The sequence below is a fragment of the Alloalcanivorax balearicus MACL04 genome (genome assembly GCF_025532145.1).
GTDB lineage: Bacteria > Pseudomonadota > Gammaproteobacteria > Pseudomonadales > Alcanivoracaceae > Alloalcanivorax > Alloalcanivorax balearicus.
Map to the genome: position 1 here is coordinate 1 of NZ_ARXS01000033.1, position 20,002 is coordinate 20,002.

The 20,002-nt window shown below is 57.5% G+C and carries 10 protein-coding genes; 8 read left to right on the top strand and 2 right to left on the bottom strand.

Annotation, left to right across the window (positions count from 1 at the left end; genetic code table 11):
- The coding region (locus tag MA04_RS19340; RefSeq protein WP_262462293.1) for a helix-turn-helix transcriptional regulator at window positions 1-730 on the bottom strand (730 nt) is incomplete at its 3' end.
- A gap of 224 nt (window positions 731-954) precedes the next feature.
- Window positions 955-1,209: a hypothetical protein gene (locus tag MA04_RS19345; RefSeq protein WP_262462294.1), complete on the bottom strand. Its 255-nt coding sequence runs from the start codon at window positions 1,207-1,209 to the stop codon at window positions 955-957.
- 524 nt (window positions 1,210-1,733) lie between these two features.
- Here MA04_RS19345 and MA04_RS19350 point away from each other — a divergent pair.
- From MA04_RS19350 to MA04_RS19385, 8 genes are all read left to right on the top strand, one after another.
- Window positions 1,734-2,396: a HEPN domain-containing protein gene (locus tag MA04_RS19350; protein WP_262462296.1), complete on the top strand. Its 663-nt coding sequence runs from the start codon at window positions 1,734-1,736 to the stop codon at window positions 2,394-2,396.
- A 61-nt stretch (window positions 2,397-2,457) separates the two neighbouring features.
- Entirely contained in the window at window positions 2,458-3,804 is a 1,347-nt protein-coding gene (locus tag MA04_RS19355; RefSeq protein ID WP_262462298.1) for a hypothetical protein, read from the top strand.
- The gene (locus MA04_RS19360) at window positions 3,795-6,671 is read left to right on the top strand and encodes a helicase-related protein (RefSeq protein ID WP_262462300.1); all 2,877 of its coding nucleotides are present in this window, start codon (window positions 3,795-3,797) and stop codon (window positions 6,669-6,671) included. Before MA04_RS19355 ends, MA04_RS19360 begins: the two co-directional genes overlap by 10 nt.
- An 82-nt stretch (window positions 6,672-6,753) precedes the next feature.
- Window positions 6,754-6,969, top strand: coding sequence for a hypothetical protein (locus MA04_RS19365; protein WP_262462302.1), 216 nt, complete (start codon window positions 6,754-6,756; stop codon window positions 6,967-6,969).
- Between the two features lie 78 nt (window positions 6,970-7,047).
- Entirely contained in the window at window positions 7,048-8,172 is a 1,125-nt protein-coding gene (locus MA04_RS19370; protein WP_233925919.1) for a metallophosphoesterase family protein, read from the top strand.
- On the top strand, window positions 8,169-10,805 hold the full coding sequence (locus MA04_RS19375; protein ID WP_262462305.1) for an AAA family ATPase: 2,637 nt from the start codon (window positions 8,169-8,171) through the stop codon (window positions 10,803-10,805). Before MA04_RS19370 ends, MA04_RS19375 begins: the two co-directional genes overlap by 4 nt.
- Before the next feature lie 1,251 nt (window positions 10,806-12,056).
- On the top strand, window positions 12,057-16,727 hold the full coding sequence (locus MA04_RS19380; protein WP_262462306.1) for a DUF3320 domain-containing protein: 4,671 nt from the start codon (window positions 12,057-12,059) through the stop codon (window positions 16,725-16,727).
- 234 nt (window positions 16,728-16,961) lie between these two features.
- On the top strand, window positions 16,962-19,574 hold the full coding sequence (locus tag MA04_RS19385; RefSeq protein ID WP_262462307.1) for an AAA family ATPase: 2,613 nt from the start codon (window positions 16,962-16,964) through the stop codon (window positions 19,572-19,574).
- The last annotated feature ends 428 nt before the right edge of the window (window positions 19,575-20,002 follow it).

Sequence of the window (20,002 nt, forward strand, 5' to 3'; positions counted from 1 at the left end):
ACGCATGCACCGATTTTAGGGGATGGTTACACTCGCCGATGGTGGAGCTGGTGTCCAGCACTTTGGCTTGCTGGATGCGGTGCAAGGCGAAGCGGCGCAGGTCCTGGTAGCCGTCCACGTTGGCAATCAGATAAGTGATGCTGTGGCGGTTGACCAGGCCGGCCGGATTGAGGATCAGTTCGTTGACTTTGGACTGGCTGCGACTGTGGTAGGTCACCGTCAGCTGCTTTTGTTCCGCCACGGCGGTGGAGACGCTCTCCCAGACCTGGGGTTGGAGTGTCGCGGGCAGCAAGGCCTTGCCGTTGGGCAGGCTACGCACACGTTTGCTCCATTGCTGCATGGGGTGTTGCTTCAGACCTTCCAGGTAGTGCCGGGCGGTTCGGAATCGGGGTGCCAGGTAATCAAGCACATTTTGAGGCAATAGCCTGTCCAGATGCTGCTCGACCAGGTAATAGGCGAGAGCGCCCGGTGGACTTTGGGCTAATTCGGGGCGATCAAGATCCGTATTCTCGGCTTTGAACCAGCGATAAGGGGTTTGCTCGTCGTGGCAGCCTATTGGGAAATACTGAGCGAGTTTCTTGAGATCCCGCTGCACCGAGCGTCCGCTGATCCGGAAGCCCCGTTCCCGCAGTTTTTCTTCCAGAGTGCCGGTGCTGATGCCTACGTCATTGCGAGGAATCAAGGCATAGAGAACCAGCATTCTAGCTAGGGTGTCTGAGGGTGAAGCCATGTTCATGGATATCCCTGTTGTTCTTTAACAACGTCCTTTCTGAGACGTGGATCACATTTATACCGGCTTCGATACGAAAAAACCAGCACACAAGAACTGCGCTCTTGCCGTTCCGCCTTGGTCTTGTGGCGGAAGGGATACCGGTAAGGCGATGGTGTCATGGTGCCGCGACAAATCGTGTCGCGGGAGCCGAATATGCGGGGTGCATTCGGGAGAGCGGAAGCTCATCTTTGCTTTACCCCGCCCCTGGAGCCTGACTTCAAAAAGTCGTCTATCAGACCTCTAATCACGGCATCCGCCTCGTCGTCGTCCGGCAACTGGCCTCCGTTCAAAATCAAGTGGTAACCCAGTAGCTCACCAAACCGCGCCACCACTTCCTCTTCGAAAACGCCATCGGTGCCGGGGAGGTGCAATAGGCAGGCGGGAAGGCGGTTCCAAATTCGTGCCAGGTAACCACTGCTATGGGTGATCAACGCCATGCGTGTGTCTTTCCAGCGGAGAAGAACATCCCGGGCCCGGTCCGGGTTGCGGCGCGATGTCATCAATCCTTCATAAAGAAACGCACCCCAGATAGCGCTTAGAGACGGAGAGAGGGGCGGTCTTTCTTGGCCAGCGTTGGTGTTGGCTCCTGGGCGGTGGAGGCGTTTGGCGCCCATTCTCATTGTCATCCCGAATGCAATGGCTGGTTCCGTGGTGCTGAAATCCCCGTGGCGAGAGAGAATCCTTCGCATCGAATTGTGGAGCATCGTTCTTATCCATCCCGGTTGTTTGTCGTCTGCTAATGGCATCGCCGGCCGGTGGCGGAACATGATTCGGCTCGGATGCGATAATGAGAGTATGAGTGGTGGGGGCGACAGTTCCTGTCGCGAAGAAAGTGGGAGCTGCCGGACTAGCTCAAATCAACGTATGTGATAAAGTTCACACTCGTACAACGAAAAGCCCCGCGCCAGACAGGCGCCCCCAGGCCGCGATTGGGGACGGCATGGCAAGAAGGGACAGCAACATGGAAAGCCGACACCACAATCTGAAAACCCGACAACGCCGGGAGCGTCATGGCTACCCGGACAGTCTTTCCCTGCGTGTCCACCGGGCCCTGAGCTGGCTCGACCGTGCCGAGCAGGAAGCCGACCCGGACAGCCGCTTCATTTTCCTGTGGATTGCTTTCAACGCCGCCTACGCCACCGGCATCGACGATCGCGTTCATCTCAACGAGCAAGCCACCTTCAACGCCTTCCTAGAAAAGCTCTGCGACTTGGATGGCGAAAAGCGCCTCGATGAGCTGGTGTGGGAAGCCTACCCGAACGCCATCCGCGTGCTGCTGGACAACCCCTATGTGTTCTCCTGTTTCTGGGACCACCAGAAAGGTGTCCTGACCGAGGCCCAGTGGAAGCGCAGCTTTGATGGTGCAAAGAAGGCGGCGCACACCGCTCTGGCTCGGCAGAAGACCCCAGCCGTGCTCTCCATCGTCTTCAGCCGCATCTATACCCTGCGCAATCAGATCATCCACGGTGGCGCCACCTGGAACGGCCGCGTTAACCGCGACCAGATCCGCGACTGCGTGGCGATTCTGGCGGATCTGGTGCCGGTGGTGATTGGCATCATGATGGATAACCCCCGTACGCTCTGGGGAGCGGCGAGTTATCCGGTGGTTTTACACGAAGGATGATGGACATGGGTTGCCCTAAGTCGGTATGGCGTCAAGCGAAGTACCCAAGGCTGGCTTGATCATGAATACCGCGATTCTTCAACAAGCAGAACAACTGTTCCGGGCAGGCCGCCGGCAGGCCGCTGTGGACATGCTCGAAGAGCATATGCACTCCTGCCCCGCCGATCGCCAGGCGGCAACTGTGCTGGGTCGCATATACGTGAACCTCCGCCAGCCTGAGAGGGCGGCGTACTGGTTGCGACTTTCGCTTCAAATGGACCGCCAGGGTGTGTTGCGCGCACGCGGCTCGGAACAGCCGCTGGATGAGCCTCTGGGGGTCGACGAGCTCGACCATATCCATGCCAGCACTGACACCCCTGCCGAATTCGACTTCGCTCACGAGTATGGTTTCGATGCCAACCCGTCAGATCAGGTTGGTACCCCCACGGAGCCGAGGAGAGAGACAGATCCGGCGCCCAGCGGGCTACCCCTAATTACGGCTGACGATGATGAGGTAGCGTCAGAAGACGGGGCGGACTTTACAGAGGAAGACCTGGCTTTTTTCGCCGCCTGTGAGGAGAGCCAGAATGGCGATCAGGAGGTGCTACCTAAAGCCACTGCAGATCCGCTGGAAGGTGATTACGATTCATACCCCTCGAGCGAAGGCGGCGCGTTGCTCGACGATGAGGACCTGGATGAGCTCCCCCCCGCTCTTGAGGATGCTGCTCAGGCGGACGAAGACACGGACTGGGTAATACATACCCTCAGTTTCGATCCGCTGGATACCTCTGAAGAGGACACACTCGAAGAGCTTCCGGTGAGTGCCGCAGTGGTTAGCGACTACCGCAAGGCGCGGCAGGTCGCCGCCGAGCTCGCCACGGAGGCTGGCTGGTCACTCGATGATTTGGCGAAGCTGGTTGAGGTGCTGCTTCATCATCGCAGCAATGCTAAGACCCGCGCGGCCCTGCGTCAGCTGCTTATAAAAGACGACGTCACCCCGGATGAGCTGACCATAATGCATGACTTGCGGCTTCAGTGGGGTGGAGGGGGGTACAACCGTTGTTTTCGCAGCGGAAAGGCGGAGGATGGCTGGCCGAACGTCTCCTGGCAGCTCGCTCTGCGTCTTCTGCGTGAGCTGCAGGCGGACTCTGCCGAGGAAATCCTGCTGTTTGTGGAAGATTGCTTTCAGCAATGGAATGACTCGCCCCGGATGCTGAACGCGTTTCCTATATTCGCTTATTACCTGAACAATGTTATCGAACACATGCGTCGTGTTGCCGAAAACTGTGGTGAGCGGATGCCGCCCTACGTTGATTTCGACCTGTTCCCTGACTATGAGGGCGATTACGACAGTTGGCGACTGGGGGGGTCTCGTTTCCCCTTTGGCTATAGCATTGATACGGTCATCCCGGAAAGTGAGTGGTTGTGATCATGATTACACCAGTTCTCGATGCCTTCGTTCGGCTGGAAACGGATACTGCGGGCCAGTCGCCCGGTTTGGTGCGGTCTGTTGGTGAGCAGGGAAGTGAAAAGGTCAAGGTATATTGGCCGAGAAAGAAAAACACCAGCTGGCACCGGGCCGACGAATTGACTTCCGGTTTCCTTGCCAAAATGGAAGTGTTGCATGAGCCAGTGAGCCGAGCACAGCAGTCGTTGGGCTGGGGCGTCGTGGTGGCCACCCGCGACGTGGCCGGATTCGCTCAGGTCCTCGTTGAGTTTCCGGACGCAGGCGAGCGCCGCTGGCTACCCTGGCAGCGCCTGCGCATGGTGCGGGGGATCGCTCACGCTTTCAATACCGTCCGCTTCGAGCAGGGTGATGCCGCTGAACGCCAGCGGCTACGCCTTCTCGCCTGGGCAACCCGCTTGTGGAATGAAAATACAGGCGCGCTCGCCACCTTCGATATTGACCCTTTGCCGCACCAGATACACCTAGTCCACCACATACTGGCTTCCGGGCAATATAACTGGCTGATCGCGGATGACGTCGGCCTCGGCAAGACCGTTGAAGTCGGTTTGCTTCTGTCGGCCTTACGACAGCGGGACGAGGCTCGCCGGGTATTGATCATTACCCCGGCCGGTCTAACCCGCCAGTGGCAGGAGGAAATGTCTGGAAAGTTCGGTCTGGATGAGTTTCGTATTTACGGCGATGACTTTCTTATCAATGAGCCCCGTCACTGGAAAATGTACGACAACGTGATTGGCTCCATGGACCGCCTGAAGCAGGAAAAACACCTAGAATCCCTCCTGCAGGCAGAGTCTTGGGATCTGATCATTGTCGATGAAGCCCATCGCCTCTCGCGCCGTCAATATGGTAATCAACTCGATGCCAGCCAACGCTATGACATGCTCGAAAAACTGCGTCAACACACTGAATCAGTGCTGCTCCTCTCAGCGACCCCGCACCAGGGTAAGCAGGACAGCTTCGTCGGGCTGCTGGAGTTGTTGCACCCGGAACGCAAGGAAGAGTTCGATACCCTCTCCCTCAACCCCGAGATAATCGGCGAAATGGTGTTCCGCAACTACAAAGCGGATGTCACCGATATGGAGGGCAAGTTCATTTTCCATGGCAAAACCGTGAAGCAGATCGAGGTGCCACTCTCCGAGCAGGCGCGGGCCTTTGATGAAAATCTGCGTGGCTACCTGCGCCGTGGCTATGCGGCAGAAGCAGCAGATGGTCGAACCACCAGCCGCGCTATTGGCTTTGTGATGACCGTATACAGGAAACTGGCCGCCTCCAGCGTGGCAGCTATCCATACCGCGCTGCTTCGGCGTCAGGCGCGCTTGCGAGGCGAACTGCTGGAACAACGTTGCCGCGAGGAGGACGAGCGTTACCAGGGCGAACTGGAGGAGCTGGAAGCCGAACTGACTCAGGCCACCCCCTTCTTCGACGGCGAGGAGGAGCTTTTGCAGGACCTCATCGACGAGGCCGGGGCCCTGGCCCAGCATGACATCAAGCTTCAGGCCTTTATGGACGGCCTTGTAAGCACTGTCCTGGGCCAGAATTCGTCGGAAAAGATCCTGATCTTTACCGAGTACCGCAGCACCCAGGCCTGGGTGCAAGACGCACTCAAGCAGCGCTTTGGTGAGCAAGCTAGTGTGCTCATCCACGGCGGCATGGCTATGGATGAGCGCCGGGAGGCGATTACCAGTTTTGAGGAAGAAGCAGGCGCTCAGTTCCTGGTTTCCACCGAAGCGGGCGGCGAAGGCATCAACCTCCAAGAGCGCTGCTATATCATGGTCAACTATGACCTGCCCTGGAATCCGATGCGTCTGGTGCAGCGTATCGGTCGCCTGTACCGCTATGGCCAGAAGAACCGCGTCGTGGTGTTTAATGTTCACCAGTCTGACAGCGCCGATGAACAGATTCTAGATATCCTCTATAAGCGGCTGGACAGAGTGGCTGAAGACATGGCTACGGTCCAGCGCCACGAATTCAACGAAGCCATGAAGGAAGACATTCTCGGCGAACTCGCCGATTTGGTGGATATTGAAGAGGTGCTGGCCACCGCCAGTCGCGAGCGTGTAGAGCGTACCGCCGAGCGTATCGATGAAGCACTGGGTCGTGCCCGCGATGCGGCCGGCAAGCAGCAGGAACTGTTCCAGCATGCCGCGGGCTTCGACCCTGAGGAAACCCGTGGTGAGCTGGCAATCACCGTTGTTCACCTGCAGGCCTTTGTCGAAGGCATGGCGAACCTGTTGGGCATCGACATCGTCGAGCGCACACACAAGAACCTGGTGTGGGACCTGCGCTTGCCCGAGGCACTACGCGAAAGCTTCGGTGTCAGCAAGACCCGCTGGAAAATCACCTTCGACCGCATGTTGGCGGCGCGCAACCAGGATTGGATGCCGATCAACATGGATAACTGGTTCTTCCGCCGTTTGCTGGACATCGCTGTGCGCTACGACTTTGGCGGCACGGCGGCACTTACCGACGGCCTGCAAGGTCAGGCCCTGTTTGCCGGTGTGGCCCGCTGGCAAAATGATCGCGGCCGCCGTGCGCGCCAGGAGCTCGCCCTGATCAGCATTGACAGCGAGCGGGCGCATCTCAACCCCGCCTGGGCGAGTGATTGGCTGGTGACAGCCCGCAGCTCGGTAAATGGCCAGATCCCCGACAAACATGAGGCAACGGCCGCTTTCGAGCTTGCTGCTGCCCGTCTTGAAAAGATGCTGGCCAACCAGGCCGGCAGGACACTTTTGCCCGACCAGCCTCAGTGGCTGGCTGGCGGCTGGCAGACAACTGGCCAGCAAAGCCCACAGACAAACGCATCACAGGAACCACCCGATGAGCAATATTGAGCAGATTAAGGCCGCCATCCTTGCCCAACTGCCGGAGGACGGCACTCAGATCGGCAACCGGAAGATGTAGACCCAGCTGGTGATGGTGGATGAGCTGAAGCTCACCATTGTTTTCGGTCGCATCTACACCCTGCGCAACCAGATCATTCATGGTGGCGCTACCTGGAACGGCCGCGTTAACCGCGACCAAATCCGCGACTGCGTGGCGATGCTGGCGGATCTGGTACCGGTGGTGATTGAAATCATGATGGATAACCCCCGTACGCTCTGGGGAGCTGCGAGTTATCCGGTTGTTTGAGGTGAAGGGTGATGGATATGCGTTGGCCTGAGCCTGAGCGGCATCAAGAAAAGGCTCAGGCAGTGGAAGGAGATAGAGATGTCTCGATTTCTTCATACCGCTGACTGGCAGGTGGGCCGTCAGTATTCCAATTTCGCACCCGATGACGCGGTAGCGCTGGCCGAGGCCCGTCTCTCCGTCATTGAGCGGATCGCCGATTTAGCCAGTGAAGAAGCTGTGGACGCGGTGCTGGTCGCGGGCGATGTTTTTGACGCGCAGACGGTTTCAGACAGAACCATCCGGCGCCTGTTCAATGCGATGAGCCCCTACACCGGTCCATGGATTCTGATTCCGGGTAATCACGACGCGGCTCTGGCGGAAAGTGTTTGGACGCGCGCCCAGCGCCTTGGGGCCGTGCCGGATAACGCCCATCTAGCCCTGAGGCCCAAGGTACTGGAGTTCGCCGAGGCAGGTTTCGCCGTCCTGCCGGCACCTCTGACCCAGCGTCACACTCAGACCGACCTGACAGGCTGGTTTGATCAGGCAGAGACCCCTCTGGGACTGCTGCGAATCGGCCTCGCCCACGGCAGCGTCCAGGGAATACTCGCGGAAGAGGTGGACTCGCCCAACCCGATTGCGGCCAACCGGGCGGACACTGCCCGGCTGGATTACCTGGCTCTCGGGGATTGGCACGGCTCCAAGGAGATCAGCCTCCGCGTCTGGTATAGCGGCACTCCGGAACAAGACCGCTTCAAGGGAAATGACCCGGGCAACGTTTTGTTGGTTGATATTCCAAAGGCAGGCGCGGAGCCCCGTGTGGAAATCCGCCCGACAGGTCAGCACCCCTGGATTCAGATGACAGAGCGCTTGGCTGTCTCGTCGGATCTGGATCAGCTTATTGCGAAGCTTGAGCAACAGCCGGAGAAGGCGGTAGTGGCCTTACGCCTGGAAGGCGAAATCACCTTGCTCGGTAAACAGCAACTGGAGGGCTCGCTGTCGGTGGCCGAGGCTCGATTCCGTAGCCTGCGCTACGACCTGTCCGATCTGAGTTTGCTGGCGACCGACGAGGATATCGCCGCCCTTCATGCCGACGGGTACGTCGGCGAGGTGATCAGTGAGCTGCGTGACGAGCAAAACGGCGATGCCGGTGAGATCGCCAGAGAGGCGATGGCGATTCTTGCTTCGATGTTGCTCGAAAAGCAGGCCGTCGGAGGTGACGCATGAGGCTGCTACGTCTCAAGGCCGAGCAGCTTCGCCAGTTCCGCGACCCGGTTGAAATACGAGACCTCGAGCCCGGAATCAACCTGTTTATCGGCCCGAATGAGTCCGGCAAAACCACTCTGGTGCGGGCGATCCGGGCGGCTTTCTTCGAGCGCCATAAGTCATCCAGTGTCAACGACCTGCAACCCTGGGGCGATTCGGCGGCCGCACCGACCGTGGAGTTGGACTTCGAGTGGCAGGGCCAGTCCTGGAAGCTGGTGAAGAGCTTTCTCAAGAAAAAGCGCTGTGACCTGACTGTGGACGGCACTGTCTATAGCGGGGATGAGGGAGAGGAAAGGCTCTCGAACCTGCTCGGATATGAATACGCTGGAAAAGGGGCTAGCCAGCAGAAGCACTGGGGTATTCCTGGCTTGCTTTGGGTTGAGCAAGGGTCAGGGGAGGAAATCCAGGGCCCCGTGGAATTCGCCGGCGAGCATTTGAAGGCCGCCCTCGGCGGTAACCTTGGCGAAGTGACCAGCAGCAGGGGCGATGCGCTGATCAATCAGGTTGCGGCGGAAAGAGCCAAGCTGCTGACTGCAACGGGCAAAACAACGGGCGACTATGCGAAAGCGATTGCGGAAGTGGACAGGCTTCAGGAGCAGTTTGAAGCACTGCAGGACCGCGTCCGGCAATACCGCGAGCAAGTGGATCGCTTGGGGCAGCTTAGAGAGGAGAAAGCCCGGGCCGAGACGGATCGTCTCTGGGAAAGCTACCGCCAACAGGCCAAAGACGCGGAAGCCCGACTGGCGGAAGTCATGGCTTGGCAAAGAGACCAGGATCGTGACCAGCAGGCCCTTGAAGAGTGTCAGACCAGCATTCAGACGACGTTAGAGCTACTGAATGGGTTTCAGGACAAACAGACGGAGCTGGCGCGGCGCGAGGAAGAGAAGGGCGAGGCAGAGCAGAAACAAGCCGACCTTGAGACTCGAAAGCCAGGTCACGAGAAGGCAGTTGCAGAGGCGGGGCAGGCGCATAAGGCTGCTCGCAAGACATTAAAGCTTGCGCAACAGCATCAACAACGCAAGGAGTTGGCTCGCGAGCTGCAAGGGATCGAGGCGGATCTGGAAAGCGATACGGCCAAACTGGCACGAGCGCGGGAGTTACATTCTGTCCTTCTGGAAAACCGTCAGAAGCAGCAATCCCTGGAAATTGATCCGCAAGCGGTTGAGCGCCTGAAAGGCGTTACGTCGGAGCTGGACCACCTGGCTATCCAGCAGGATGCAGTGGCGACTCGACTGCAAATCGACCTGACCGATGATCAGAGCATCACCCTGAATGGTGAGAGGGTGGTTGGGCGGAGTGAGCATCTGCTCATTGAGCCGGGTGAGGTGGCCATCGAAGGCGTGGGGACCTTGCGGGTGCTGCCGGGCGGTGAGGATGTTGCCGAGATAGCACGGGCCCGGCAGAACCTGACCGACGACCAAGAGAGCTTGCTGTCCCGGCTACGTGTGACTTCCCTGGCAGAGGCAGAAGGTCGGCTTAAGCAGCTGCAGGAGTTAAAGCAGGCTATTCAGCGTGATGAATCGTTGCTCAAAGAGTCCGCGCCAGAGGGCCTGGAGGCCCTGTCTGATCGCTTGCGGTTAAGGCAGGCGCGTAAGGATGAGCTGGCCTCTCAAATACAGGCTCTTCCAGAGCAAGATGACAATAGCTCGCCCCTGTCGCTTGCCGAGGCTCAACTCGAATCCGCGCAACAGGTCCTTGAGTCGGCGGAAGCGGCTAGGCAGAAGCTCACGGGTGATTTGTCATTAGCGGAGCAGGCGCTCAATCGTGCCAAACAGGAGTGGGAGCGTCTTAATAACGAGTTGCAGGCCCCGGACCGGAAACAGCGCGAAAAACAGGCTAGCGATCGACTGATTGAGTTGCGCTTGAAGGAAAGTGGCCTCAAAGAGCGGCTCGCGGAGCGTGAAAAGCAGATTGATCAGGCGCAGCCAGATGTCCTTGAACAGGATTTCGAGCGCTTCAACAAGAGCGCGGATGCGGCGGAGCAGCAGCAAGAAAACCGAAATCGGGACCTGATAAAAATCCAAGCGTTCCTGGAGGCGGCCGGCGCGGAAGGCTTGGAAGAGCAAAGTGCCGAGCTGGAAACCGAGCTGGATCGGGCAAACCGCCGAAGGCGTGAGCTGGAACGCCGGGCCAAGGCCTTGGATCTACTGCTCACCCGGCTGACAGAGCATCGTCTGGAACTGACGCGCCAGCTGCAGGCTCCCCTGCAGCGGCACCTGAACCGCTACCTTCAGCTCCTGTTCCCGGAAGCCAGCCTCACCGTGGATGAAAATCTTATCCCGGAAGTACTGATTCGCCAGGGGCTGGGCGGTGAAGAGCGGGGAAAGTTCGAGGAACTGAGCTTCGGCGCCCGGGAGCAGACGGCCCTGGTCAGCCGGCTGGCCTATGCGGATCTGCTGCTCGAAGCGGGCAGACCGACCTTGATCATTCTGGATGATGCCTTGGTCCATAGCGACGCCGAGCGACTGATAGCCATGAAGCGTGTGCTCTACGACGCCGGACAACGGCATCAGATGCTGCTGTTTACCTGTCATCCGGATAACTGGCGGGATATGGGCGTGATTGCCCGGGATGTGGAAGAATTAAAGGGATGACTTTCTTAGGGGCTCATATAGTCGTTCTGGCAAAAACCGGGGTTGACTCCGCCAGCACAAAAAGCGGTCAGTTGATGCTCGATAATGTTCGGTTGGGAGGGGACGGCCATGGCTGACCAGGAAACGTCAAAAATCAAGATCCACGCGACCCTGGTGGAAAAGATCAACTTTGCTTGCCACCAGAGCGCCTTCGCGGTGCTGCGGGAATTGCGGATAGAGAACCTCGACGCGGAGCAGGATCTGTCGGATCTCTCCATTGTTCTGGAAGCGTCGCCGGGGTTTGTGAAGTCAAAGACCTGGACGGTGGATCGTCTTTCTGCGGGAGGGATGCTCGCGATGAAAGACCGTGACCTGGAGCTGGATGGCGGGTTTCTGTTTGGGTTGACGGAATCCATGCGGGGCACAGTGACGATTCGTGTCTTGCAGGGTGGCGAGGCGCGGGCTGAATCATCGATCACGGTGGAGTTGCTGGCCCGTAATGAGTGGGGTGGAGCGGGCTATATGTCGGAGTTGTTGGCGGCCTTTTGTACTCCTAATGATCCCGCGGTGGACCGTTTGCTGGGGCAGGCCAGTCAGATTCTGCGTAAAGCTAGAAAACCAGACGGCATTGATGGCTACACCACTGGCAGCCGTGAACGAGTATGGATGTTAGCAAATGCTATTTATGCCGCCATAGCCAATATGCATTTAAGCTACGCCTTGCCCCCGGCAAGCTTTGAAAACGACGGTCAGAAGGTGCGGCTGCCGAGCCATGTCGAAGACAGCAAGTTGGCCACATGTCTGGACACGACCTTGTTATTCGCCGCCGCTCTGGAACAAGCACAGCTAAATCCGTTGATCGTACTCACAAAGGGGCATGCACTGGTTGGTGTATGGCTTGAACAGCAAGAGTTATCCAGCATCATAGCCGACGATGCAGAGATTTTGCGCCAACGCCTACCGTTGAAAGAATTGATTCTGATCGAAACGACGCTTCTGGCTAACCAGCCGGTGGTGCCTTTCTCTAGAGCTGTGGATATTGGAGAGAAGACTGTTTCGCTGGATAAAGATCATGAATTTGTGGCAGCTGTCGATATACGTCGAGCTCGGGCTCATCGCATCAACCCAATTAGTTTGACACTGCCCGAGCCGAACAAACCGAGTGGGCCAGTTGGTAAACGGCAGACAGGGGCCGGAGTTATAATAGACCCACCACCACCTCTTCCCCCTGGGACGCCGGGCCCTCAAAGACCGGAGGGACCCGAAAATCGATTGGAACGCTGGCAGCGCAAGCTGCTGGATCTGTCCGCCCGCAACCCTCTACTCAATCAAAGGCCCAACAAGAGCAACCTGACGTTGGTCTGCGATGATCCGGGAGCGCTAGAGGATATGTTGGCGACCGGTGCTCGCATCTCCATCGCACCGTTTCCCCGGCTCCAGAGCCAGGATCAGGACGAGGACATCCACCGTCAGCGTACCGGCGAGGAATTGAAGGAGGTCTATGCCCGTGATGCCCTGGCCAAGAAGCAAGTGCTGGTCGAACTGACCCAGGAGGAGCTGGAAAAACGGGCGGTGGAGATCTATCGAAAGGCGCAGACCTCTCTGAAGGAGGGCGGCTCCAATACCCTGTTTCTGGCGGTGGGGTTCCTGTTGTGGAAGCCGAAAGATAAGGACAGCCGTCGTTACCGGGCGCCCTTGATTCTGTTGCCGGTCTCCCTGGAGCGAAAATCCGTACGCGGCGGCGTGAAGATGGTCGCGAATGACGATGAGCCGCGTTTCAATACCACTTTGCTGGAGATGGTGAAGAAGGACTTCGGCATCGATATTCACGGCTTGAGTGGCGCTCTGCCCGAGGACGAGAGCGGGGTGGACGTGACCGGTATCTGGACCCGGGTGCGTCAGGCCATCAAGGAGGTGCCGGGCTTTGAGGTGGTGGAAGACGTGGTGTTGGGCCACTTTTCCTTTGCTAAGTACCTGATGTGGAAAGACCTGGTGGACCGCTCAGAGGCGCTGAAGGAAGGCCCGGTGGTCAAGCATCTGCTGGATACCCCCCGCGAAGCTTATGGAAGTGATATCCGCTTCGTGGACGCCAAGGACATCGACCGGGAGTACACACCGGCGGATCTGCTGACGCCGCTACCGGCGGATGCCTCGCAAATGTCGGCCATTGCCACGGCGGATCGTGGCAAGGACTTCGTGATCATCGGCCCGCCCGGCACGGGCAAGAGCCAGACCATCAGTAACCTGATCGCCCACATGCTGGGCAAGGGTAAAAAGGTGCTGTTCGTGTCCGAGAAGACCGCGGCGCTGGAAGTGGTGCATCGGCGGCTACGCGACATCGGCCTCGGTCAGTTCTGTCTGCAACTGCATTCCAATAAGGCAAAGAAGGCCGATGTCTTGGACCAGCTGCGCACCTCTTGGAACAGCGCGTCCCAGTCGTCGGACACCGATTGGAAAGCCGAGGGCGAGCACCTGAAGGTCCTGCGTGATCGCCTCAATCACGTCGTAAATGCCTTGCATCAGCGGCGCCGTAACGGACTGACCGCGCACTACGCCATCGGCGTGAAGGTTCGTGACGGTGATCTGGCCGCCAGAGTAAAGCTGAGCTGGCCCAACGCGGATTACCACGACAACAAGCAGCTGCAACAGCTACGGGAGATGGCCGCGCTGTTGAGCGTTCAGGCCGGGGCTGTCGGTGATCTGGTGGATCACCCACTGAGTGTGGTCAGCAATTACGACTGGCGGCCGCAATGGCAGGAAGAGCTGGTCAGTGTCGCCAGGAAGTGGCAGGCCAGTGCGGATGCCCTGGGGACCCATCTCGACGCGCTGACAAAAGCCCTTGGCATCAGCCTGGGCGTGGTGAATCCGGCCAAGCTGTCGGCAATGGCCGAATGTGGCCAGGTGCTGCTGGATGCCTATCGCCAGCAGGCGTCCTTCGCTCTGGAGCCGGGTGCGTCGGATCGTCTCGATGCCCTGGAAGAAGCGGTCTCGCAGTTGAAGACCTATATCGCTACTCAGGCCGAGCTCAGTTGTAACTATGAGGCGTTGGCCTGGAAGAAGCTCGATGCGGTGGATCTGGGTAAGGCCTGGGGGGACGCCAATGAAACCTGGTGGCCCAAGAGCTGGTTCGCCAAGCGCAAGGTCATCAAGCAAATGCGAGAGGGTGGGGCCCAGGGCGTCCCGGACCCGAATAATGATATCCCGGTGCTCAAGCAGTTGCGGGAAACCGGGGGCAACATCGACCGCCTGGACGGGGTCCTCAAGGGGCTGCGGGAGTGGGATTCCTACAATTCGGACCCGGAGGCCATGGCGGCCTTGAAGCAGCTCGGTTCCCGGGCCCGGGTGGCCGTCGGCAAGCTGGCGGACGATGCGGAGTCCCTGGCGGCCATGCGTGGCAAGATCCGTACCCTGCTTTATGACGCCAACGACCTGTTGGCGCCGGAGGCATCGGTCGGTCGGGCAATCAATGAGTTCAAAGCCGCGCTCGAGACGTTCAATACTCTGAAAGCCCGTTTTGAGGAGCTGGTCGGCGCGTCGCTGGAAAGCCGCTTGCCTGCCGACGTCCCCGTCCTGGAGGCAGTGGATACGCAATGCGCGGAGATCGTGGATCACCAGGTAGTCCTGAGGGACTGGTGCGCCTGGGTGCGTCGTCGCTCCGAGGCGTTGGACTTGCAGCTTGGCCCCTTGGTGGAGGCTATCGAAACTGGCGCGGTAGCCGCCGACCGGATCGAAGCCGTGTTCGAGGCGGCTTACTGCGGCTGGTGGTCCTCCGCCGTCATTGGTGAAGACGACACACTGCGTACGTTCTCGTCGCCGGAGCATGAGGCGGCGATCGAGAATTTCCGGGAGCTGGATACCCGGTTCAGTGACCTGACCGCCAAATACATCGCCGCCAACCTGGCCGGGGAAATCCCGGATCAGGAGGGCACCAGGAAAAACTCGTCCTGGGGCGTCCTTCGTCACGAGCTGCAGAAAAAGACCCGGCACAAGCCGGTGCGGGAGATGATGGAGACCATCCCGGACGTGGTGACCACGCTGGCGCCTTGCTTGATGATGTCTCCGCTTTCCATCGCGCAGTTTCTGTCCGCCGGGCAGGCATTGTTCGATGTTGTGATCTTCGACGAGGCCTCCCAGATCACCGTTTGGGATGCGGTGGGCTCACTGGCCCGGGGTAAACAGGTGATCGTGGCCGGCGATCCCAAGCAGATGCCGCCCACTAACTTCTTCTCCCGTTCCGATGATGACCCGGAAGGGGACTTTGATGGGGAAGGGGATCTTGAAAGTATCCTCGATGAGCTGATCGGCGCCAGCATCCCGCAGCGGATATTGAATCTGCATTACCGCTCCCGCCGCGAGAGCCTGATTGCGTTCTCCAACAGCCGCTACTACGACAGCTCGCTGGTGACCTTTCCCGCACCGGTTCATCCGGATAAAGGGGTCTCGCTGGTGCGGGCGGAGGGGTTTTATGCCCGTGGCAAGGCGCGCCATAACCAGGGCGAAGCCAAAGCCATCGTGGCGGAGATCGTCCGTCGCCTGACGTCGGCGGATCCCGCGGTACGCGGTCAGTCCATTGGTGTGGTGACGTTCAATACCGAGCAGCAAAGCCTGATTGAAAACCTGCTCGACACGGCACGTTCTGAGGACCCCTCCATTGAATGGGCCTTCTCGGAAGAAGATACGCTGGAGCCGGTGTTCGTGAAGAACCTGGAAACCGTGCAGGGGGATGAGCGGGACGTGATCCTGTTCAGTATCACTTACGGCCCCGACGAGGCCGGCCACGTGACCATGAACTTCGGCCCCCTCAACCGCACCGGCGGCGAGCGACGTTTGAACGTCGCCATGACCCGGGCACGCTCCGAAATGATGGTGTTCTCCACCATGCCGCCGGAGCGTATCGATCTCGCCCGCACCCAGGCCCGTGCGGTGGCGGACCTGAAGCACTTCCTTGAATACGCGGAGCGGGGCGCGCCCGCCCTCGGCGAAGCCGTCCACGGTTCGATAGGGGATTTCGAGTCGCCCTTTGAAGTGGCGGTGGCCCGAGGGCTACAGGACAAAGGCTGGACCGTGCATCCGCAAATCGGGGTCTCCGCCTATCGGATCGACATGGGTGTCGTCCACCCGGATCTGCCTGGCCTCTATCTCGCCGGGATTGAATGTGATGGCGCCATGTACCATAGCTCCGCCTATGCCAGAGAACGAGACAAAATCCGTCAAGGTGTCCTGGAAGGGCTGGGATGGACCCTGTTCCGCGTGTGGTCAACGGACTGGTGGACGAACCGAAGCAAGGCGCTGGAAGAGCTGGACCAGGCTCTGAACCGACACCTTGAGGCCATACGGGCGGATCGAGTCAAGAAGGTCGAATCGACTGATCAGGCCAAACAGGCCAAAGGTGGGCTTTCTCAGACGCCATCGCCCAAAGGAGCTATCGCAACCGATCCGGACGGCATCGTGAATCGGTACGTCCGTGCTAATCTGGCTGGCTTCCAGGCCGATCCGGAGTTGTTCTACCAGCCCACCTATGATGACCTGCTCAAGGAGATGGTGCTCCATGTCATCGACCTGGAAGGCCCTATTCATGAGGAGGTGCTGGTTCGCAGAATCGCCCGCGAACATGGCTTCCAGCGGGCGGGCCGGCAGATCAAGGACCGAGTCATGCAGATCGCGGAACAGCATCGTGCGGTGACCCAGGAGGGCGTGGGCAGCTTCCACTGGCCTGAGACGAGCGAAACGGCCGCCAAGCGATTTGCCCGTACCCAGGGAAGAGACGATGAAACCAAAAAGCTCGATTATATCTGTGCCGAGGAAATCAACGAGATCCTGGCGGCTTGTGGCGATGCGGGGCAGTTCACGGAGTTCTGCCAGGCACTGGGTATCGGCCGACTAACCCAACAGATGAAATCCAGGCTGGAAGAAGTTTTTCCGCCTAAACCGAAGGTATTGTAAGTGATAGTGAGTATTAGTCGGTTTGCTGGCTACGGTGGCAATGCCAGGAATAGTGATCCGGCGAGTTTGTAACTCATTGAATTTTCTGGTTTTTTATAATGAAGGTATAAAGTCGATGTCTTTGATATGAAGTTGGCGCCTTCATTGGATATTCGAGCCGGTATTTCTAATGCCTGCTATGCAAGATGAAGAAGGCTCTACGGAAAACAATAATTTAATCACGTTGGAATCCACATGGCACTCCTTAACGACATACTCAAATGGACCGAATCCCTTCCATCATGGCAAAGGGATGCATGTCGTCGCCTCTTCCAAAAAGAAAGTGGCTTAATAGAATCGGATTACGACGAGCTTTATTCGCTTCTTAAAAAGGAAAAAGGGATAGAGGCCGACGATACATTGGAGCCAATGCCATTGGTAAATGAGCATCTTCCTACGGAATTGGCTCCGGGGGAGACCGTCATTCTCGCTGGTCTGCGCGACCTAGAAAATGTCAACCAAATTCCAAATGGCCACGCCCTTTCCTTCTCCGAAGATGGAATGACCGTGATCTATGGAGGAAACGGATCAGGTAAGTCAGGCTACGCTCGAGTTATCAAGAGGGCCTGCCGGGCGAGAGATCAATCTGAACCGATCCATCCGAATGCAAATGATCCAGTGGTCGCCAGCATGGAGCCAAGAGGAAAGTTTGACGTGAAAGTAGGGGGCACTCTACTTGAGGTTGAATGGTCGCGTGACGCTACTCCTCCAGACTGTCTTTCATCAATATCCGTCTTTGATTCAAAGTGCGCTCGCTCATATATTACAACAGAGCAAAATGTTGCTTACCTCCCCTATGGACTTGATATTGTGGAGAACCTGGCGAACCAAGTTCTTCCGAGAATATCAGAGAAACTTGAAACGGAAATCAAAGGAATCGACGTTAGCAAACTTCCTTACGAGCATCTCCTCGGAGAAACAGAGGTTGGAAAAGCAATCAAGAACCTCTCCGCTAAATCAGAGACGGATGCGATTACTGCGCTCGGAACTCTCACAGGGAACGACACCAACCGAATTGCTGAGCTCAAAGCTACTCTCAAGGAACAAAACCCTTTGGCCAAGGCCGAGGAAACCCGCCGTTCAGCGATGAGACTCAAGTCCTACGCTGATAAGCTGTCAAAACCGTTGATTTGGGTCAGCGTTGGAGCGGTTGAAAAGCTTAAGAAGCTCGCAGAGGAGAAAGTTATAGCTGAGGACGCGGAGAAAGCAGCGGCCGACGCTTTACGCTCTGGTGAAGAACTGCTTGAAGGAACCGGAGATCAGGCTTGGAAGCTTCTCTTTGAAGCCGCTAGGCGCTACTCGACGGAAGCTGCATACCCGCAGGAAATATTTCCGCCATCTGTTGAAGGTGATGCTTGCCCTTTGTGTCAAGAAAGCATGCCAGAATCAGCGATTAACCGCCTAAAAAGGTTTGACCGGTATATTCAAGACGATGTTGCAAAGAGCGCCGACATGGCTCGCAATATGGTTGAAACAGCTAAGGAGAAGATAGAGACGGCTGATCTCCATATCGTCGCTGATGCCGCCCTTAGCGATGAATTAAAGGAACTGGATGACTCTATCCATCAAATAATCACCGCTTTTCAAGCGTCGATTAAGACTCGTCGGCATGCGATGCTCCAATGCCTCGTAACAAATAACTGGACTGATGTCCCTGCTCTTGTTGAATCTCCAATAGCACGAATTCGGCGACTTGCCGCGCAACAACTCAGGACCTATCGGAGGCTGGTGAAAGCGTCTGACCAAGCGAAGAGGGAAGAGCTCGAGAAGGAACTTAACGAGCTTTCTGCTAGACAAGATTTGTCTATGAGTTTGAAGGCTATAATGGAGTTGATTGGTAGAATGAAACGAAGGTCTGCGCTCGAGAAATGCAGATCAGATCTGAAGACAGGCTCGATTTCGAATAAGTCTAAGAAATTTGCTACGGTTGCGGTCACTGAAGAACTTAGAAAAGCCCTCAACGCTGAATTTCACGCCCTAGGTATCGGACATATTAAAGCGAAGCTAAAGGAACGTAGCAGTCGCGGGAAGATGTACCATCAGCTGTTGCTTGATCTTCCGGTTACAAGAAAAATCGATGAGATACTTAGTGAAGGTGAGCAACGAGCTATCGCGCTGGGCGCATTTTTTGCGGAGCTGGCCCTCGCTAACCACTCGTGTGGAATTGTTCTGGATGACCCTGTTTCATCTTTGGATCACTGGCGGCGGCGCAATGTTGCCCGCAGGTTGGTAGAGGAATCCAAGAAGCGACAGGTAGTCGTGTTCACTCATGATACCTCTTTTCTTGGTCAGCTTCGTGACGAAATCGAGGCCGCTGCGGTCCCCAGCTCAACATCGTTTTTGGAGTGGAAAGATGGCTCCCCTGGCTATGTGAATGAAGGCCTCCCTTGGGACCATCAGGGATACAAAGCACGAATCAACGCTCTCGAACAGGCGCAGAGCAAGCTTGCCAAAGCGTGGCCGCCGTACCCGGGTGAAACAGAAATTACCGCGATGCGGCACGAATATGATCGGTTGCGAGCGACGCTCGAGCGCATCATCCAAGATGTTGTATTCAATGGAGTTGTGAAGAGATATCGGGACTGGATTAAGGTCGACTCTCTTGAAAAAGTTGTCGGTTTCGATCACGCTGAATATGAAGCCATTGCAAAACTGCATAAGCGTAGTTGCGACGTTGTGACAGCACACGATCCATCGTCTGCTAAGGCGGCAGCGGTTCCCACCGCGACAGACCTTGGGAATGACATCGTTGCGTTAAAGGCTATCGTAGACGCTGTTAAGGCCCGAAAGAAGGGTGCAAAAACATGAGGTGGCATAATAGGCGCTGCTGTCGGACAATTTCTTCGCTGCGCTACAAAATTGTTGCTGAACTCTGCGTTGGCCCATAAGGCCTAGTCTTTGCCATAATGCCAACTGACCTTAGGATGAAATGTTTAAACAAACCTTCCGCGACATCGACGGCGTGCTCTGGAAAGAGGCGGGTTGCGCCACGGAGCTGGATTACACCGAACAGACCTAGTGGATACTCTTCCTCAAGTATCTGGATGATCTGGAGCACGAGAGCGCCCAAGAGGCAGAGTTGGTCGGACAGCTTTTCCTTTTCGTCATTGACGAGTCCTATCGCTGATCGGCCTGGACGGCGCCTAGGACCGGCAGCGGCGAATTCGGCCGTGACCGGGCGCTGACCGGCGCTGATCTGAAAGATGTGCTGGCTCGCCTGCCGACGCAGAGAAACA

Coding starts and splice junctions, on each gene's coding strand:
- MA04_RS19385 (WP_262462307.1), top strand. CDS start 16,962: ATGGCACTCCTTAACGACATACTCAAATGGACCGAATCCCTTCCATCA.
- MA04_RS19350 (WP_262462296.1), top strand. CDS start 1,734: ATGGAAAGCCGACACCACAATCTGAAAACCCGACAACGCCGGGAGCGT.
- MA04_RS19375 (WP_262462305.1), top strand. CDS start 8,169: ATGAGGCTGCTACGTCTCAAGGCCGAGCAGCTTCGCCAGTTCCGCGAC.
- MA04_RS19355 (WP_262462298.1), top strand. CDS start 2,458: ATGAATACCGCGATTCTTCAACAAGCAGAACAACTGTTCCGGGCAGGC.
- MA04_RS19370 (WP_233925919.1), top strand. CDS start 7,048: ATGTCTCGATTTCTTCATACCGCTGACTGGCAGGTGGGCCGTCAGTAT.
- MA04_RS19345 (WP_262462294.1), bottom strand. CDS start 1,209: ATGGCGTTGATCACCCATAGCAGTGGTTACCTGGCACGAATTTGGAAC.
- MA04_RS19365 (WP_262462302.1), top strand. CDS start 6,754: ATGGTGGATGAGCTGAAGCTCACCATTGTTTTCGGTCGCATCTACACC.